4 protein-coding genes are annotated in these 3,933 nt (G+C 67.0%); 1 reads left to right on the forward strand and 3 read right to left on the reverse strand.

Annotated features, from left to right (window positions below; genetic code table 11):
- Nucleotides 1-379 precede the first annotated feature (379 nt).
- Nucleotides 380-868, forward strand: coding sequence for a GNAT family N-acetyltransferase (locus AB0N07_RS49855; RefSeq protein ID WP_365847487.1), 489 nt, complete (start codon nucleotides 380-382; stop codon nucleotides 866-868).
- A gap of 102 nt (nucleotides 869-970) precedes the next feature.
- Here AB0N07_RS49855 and AB0N07_RS49860 read toward each other — a convergent pair whose 3' ends face one another.
- Genes AB0N07_RS49860 through AB0N07_RS49870 form a run of 3 tightly spaced genes read right to left on the reverse strand, consistent with a single transcriptional unit; the run spans nucleotide 971 to nucleotide 3,886 of the window.
- Nucleotides 971-1,384, reverse strand: a complete 414-nt coding sequence (locus tag AB0N07_RS49860; RefSeq protein WP_365847489.1) for a DUF6262 family protein — start codon at nucleotides 1,382-1,384, stop codon at nucleotides 971-973.
- Entirely contained in the window at nucleotides 1,371-3,668 is a 2,298-nt protein-coding gene (locus AB0N07_RS49865) for a tyrosine-type recombinase/integrase (RefSeq protein ID WP_365847491.1), read from the reverse strand. The genes AB0N07_RS49860 and AB0N07_RS49865 overlap by 14 nt, the downstream gene beginning before the upstream one ends.
- Nucleotides 3,665-3,886 carry a tyrosine-type recombinase/integrase gene (locus AB0N07_RS49870; protein ID WP_365847493.1) on the reverse strand — a complete coding sequence of 74 codons (222 nt, stop codon included), beginning with the start codon at nucleotides 3,884-3,886 and terminating at the stop codon, nucleotides 3,665-3,667. Before AB0N07_RS49870 ends, AB0N07_RS49865 begins: the two co-directional genes overlap by 4 nt.
- Nucleotides 3,887-3,933 lie beyond the last annotated feature (47 nt).

The raw sequence follows: 3,933 nt of genomic DNA on the forward strand, positions 1-3,933 counted from the left end.
TCCGTATCCGCTCCGGGAAGCCATCCCCCACCACATGATCACGAGCCACAAGCCCCGGATCCTAAAGGATCACCCGGCAAGGAAGCGACGTTGGGCCGCGACGCGGGTCGACAGGGTGTCACGCTCGCTGTAGGACTTAACCATTTGAGTACTCCTCAAAATGCGAATCTCCCGCCAGGAGTGCCGCTGTCAAGCGGCGGCCCCGGGCGCTGACCTGGTGAAGATAACACCCAAGATCAACGCCGAGACAGAGGGTGGTGGCTGTGAAGAAGACCACGTTTGCTAGTGATCCTCGATCTTTGGCCAAAAAGTTTCGTCTGAATTACTTCTGACGGCCCCTCGCGCTAGAGAGTGGAGAATTGCACGATAGGCTCGCATTATGACGACAGAGCAGACTGGCCCGACAATGGTCCGAAGCGCCATAGAAAACGACATTCCGGGCCTCGTGGAGTGCTCCAGCGCGCTATTCGCGGAAGATGCAGGAAGGCATGATTCGGCCATCAACACCAACTGGCCGCGCGAACACGGCGCCGACCGCTTCGCCTCAGGCCTCAGCGACCCCGCTCGACTCATCCTCGCCGCGGTCACCCCGAACGAAGGGGTCGTCGGCTACCTGACGGGCGCCGTCTCGGAACCCACTCCGATGACCACCATCACCACCGCCACCCTCACGGCCATGTGGGTACATCCGGAACACCGCGGTAACGGTACTGGCGGGCAACTCGTCCACCAGTTCCTCGCATGGGCCAAGGCGCAGCACGCCGATCAGGCCGAAGTCACCGCTTACACCGCGAACGAGCGCGCCCGCCGCTTCTACGCCCGACACGGCTTCACCCCCCACACCGTTACCGTTACCCACCCCCTGTAGGCACCCTGCGCCACGGCAGGGCCAAGTGCGGAGGGAAGTTGAGTGCGACGGGCGGGTGTCGCACTCAACCTTCCAGACTTCCTCTCACCGCGGGCGGTGATCCTAGAGCTTCCCAGACTCGAAACCGCTGGAGTGGGAGAGGCTGCGCAGCCTGCGGATCTCCCCGTACGCCGCTTCCAGGCCGCTGGCGAGGTCGCTGTTTTCAGTCCGTAGCTGCTTGATTCGCGCGAGCGCGACGTCCAGGCGTCGCTGGATGGATGCGACTGAGGCGGGCTGCGAGCCGGTCCGCTGGCTGGAGGGCTGGCGGCTTTGCAACTGTCGGATGGCCGTGACGAGATCTTGTTGCGTGTAGAGCCAGGACCTTGAAACCCCCGCTTCCTTTGCGATCGCCGCGAAGCTGGTGTGACTGCCGGTGCGCTGGGCCGCTGAGATGGCTTTCTCAGCGTTGGTTCGGGCGCGGTGGCTGCGGCGTCGGGTGGCCTCGGCCAATGCGGCGGTGTTGTCAGCCGGCGGCATCGACGTCCTCCGCCTGGCCGCCGACGACGATCTGGTTCTCGGCGGCCCCTTCCAGTGCGCTGATGATCGTGTCGAGTTTGCCGAGAGTGCGGCGGTTCTTCTCCGCGACCCGGGCGAGCCCGGCGTCCTCGGCCTGGGTGATGAGTTCGTTGGTCTCCTGCCGCTGCTGGCGGTGCTGCTGGAGGAAGTCGCCGGTGGTGATGAAGAACCGGCAGTCCAGGCAGGGGTTGGCGTACTCGCAGTCGGTTTGCACGGGGGCTCCGCAGTAGCCGTTGGGCAGCGTCACTTTCGCGCGGACCAGGCTCATCTTCGCCCAGGCCGCCCCGGCGAGCGGGTGGGCGGCGGCGATCTCGGCCTTCCGTCCCTCGTGGTTGACCTTGAGGGCGTTCTCCCAGTGCCGCCGCAGTGTCTTGTCGTGGAGCTTGGCGTAGACAGCGGTCATGGCCGGCGACATGTGATCGAGCAGGGTCTGGATCACGGGCTGGGGAACATCGGCGTTGATCAAGCGGGTGGCCAGGGTGTGCCGGAACTGATGGAAGGTCACCTTCACCGGGCGGCCGTGTTCGTCGGTGAGGCTGAGCCGTTCCAGCCAGATCGCCAGGTGGTCGCGCATGCGGCGGTCGCTGACCGGCTTGCTGCCGTCGACGTTCTTCAGCGCGGCGGGGAACAGCCATTTGCAGCCCTGCGGAAAGCGGTGGAGGACGACCTGCTGCTGACGGCTGATCTCAGCCGCGAGGTCCTCGCTCAGCGGGAAGAACGCCGGGCGGTCGTGGATCTTGCGGTTCAGCCAGGCCAGGTAGGGGTTGTTCTCGGCGTCCCGGACGATGCAGTCGAAGGGCAGCCAGCGGGCGTCCTTGGTGCGCAGGCCGCAGGCCATGAGGATCTTCAGCAGCACCCGCCCGTCGTCGGACGGAAACTGGGTGACGGCCTCGGGCGCCTCCAGCTGCCGCATCAGGTACTCGGGGATGAACCGCGGCTTCAGCCCGCGCGGCTTGGGCGCGTCGTCGTAGATGAACGCGCTGCGGGCCAGGTCGGGCTGCCACTCGTACCGGTGGACGTCGCGCAGGAAGACACCGACGCAGCTGACGGTGCGCGAGCGGAAGGCCTCGCTGTGACCGTCGGTCTGCAGGGCGGCCAGCCAGGTCTCGAGGCGGGCCCGGTTGAGCGCATCCGGTCCGGCGTGGACGCCGTCGACATCAGCGAAGTGGCAGGCCAGGCGGGTGATGGCCTGGACGCTCAAGGTCAGTCCGGCCGGGTTGCTGCCGCGGGTCAGCCTCCAGCGGGCCCACCGCTTGGTCAGATCCCGCAGCCATGACTGGGGAATGCCGCCGAAGTGCAGGCGGCAGCAGTCCTCGTTCGCCAGGTCGAGCAGCCGCAGATCCCAGCTGTCACGCGGGAACTGGTCGGCCCACGGATCGTCGGCGATCAGCAGCCGCTGCAGCTCGAAGCGGGTGTCGCGGATGAAGGCGTAGGACAGTGACTGATAGCCCTTGCGCGCGACGCGGCAGAACTCCAGCCACCGCGCCTCGTCCCAGTCCATCAGACTGTGCACTCCCGAATCGCGAACCCAGCTCAGCGCGCGTGTCACCGTGCGCGGGGCCGTGTGGCGGTCCCCGATGTCGGCCCGGCGCTGCAGCCCGAACTGCACCTCCAGGCGGACCTGGCGCCCCAGGTCGTGAAACCGGATGTAGGGGTCGCGCCGCAGCTCCAGTCGGCCGAACCACTCGATCAACTGGTCGTCCGCCACCTCGGGATGGCCGTTGTTGCGCCAGCGGATGTAGTGCCGCCGGCACAACACCGACCCGGGGCCCGTTGTCCACCACGGGCAGTCGGGCAGCACACAGTCCCGCTCACCGTGCGGCGTCGGCTCGTAGCGCGCGGTGGTCAGCCATGCGTTCAGGTCCGGCGCCCCAGCCGCCTGCCACAGCTCGGTGTGCCGGGTGCAGATCCGCGGTGAGCACCCGTTCATGGAGCGGCGGCAGCCCGTCACCGCGCAGCCCCGGATCACACGGTGGTGCCGGTGGTAGGCGTCCTCGCTCGGCACCCACGCTTCGAAAACGGGGCGGCCAGCCTGCACCCACCGTTGGTAGTGCGCGGTGCACAGCTGCTTGACCGAATAGCTCAGCATCCGCTCGCACGACGGGATGCGGCACTCGCCCTGGAAGAACACTCGGCTGTCACGCGGCGGATAGAACTCCTCGCCCCGGAACTCCGGACGCACGACCTCCATCAGCCGCTCCAGCAGACCACCGGCCTGCGGCTGGACGCGCTCCAGCGTGCTCACGCCTCCACGCTCCCGTTCCTCAGCACCCCTGCAGAGACAAGGACCTCCCGATGATCCTCCACTGTCAGATGCGCATAGATCTGTTCCGTCACCTGCGACGACGAGTGCCCCAAGAGCTCGGCCACGACCTCGATGGGAACCCTGGCCCGCAGCATCCGGGTCGCCCAGCTGTGCCTTGTGTCCGCAGAGGCCGTGTGCGGATGACTTCGTGTGGTCATTGAGCAGGTCCGCTGTCGGAACCGCGTTCGCGACGGTGACAGCGGCG

It is taken from the genome of Streptomyces sp. NPDC051172, assembly GCF_040682555.1.
Taxonomy (GTDB): domain Bacteria; phylum Actinomycetota; class Actinomycetes; order Streptomycetales; family Streptomycetaceae; genus Streptomyces.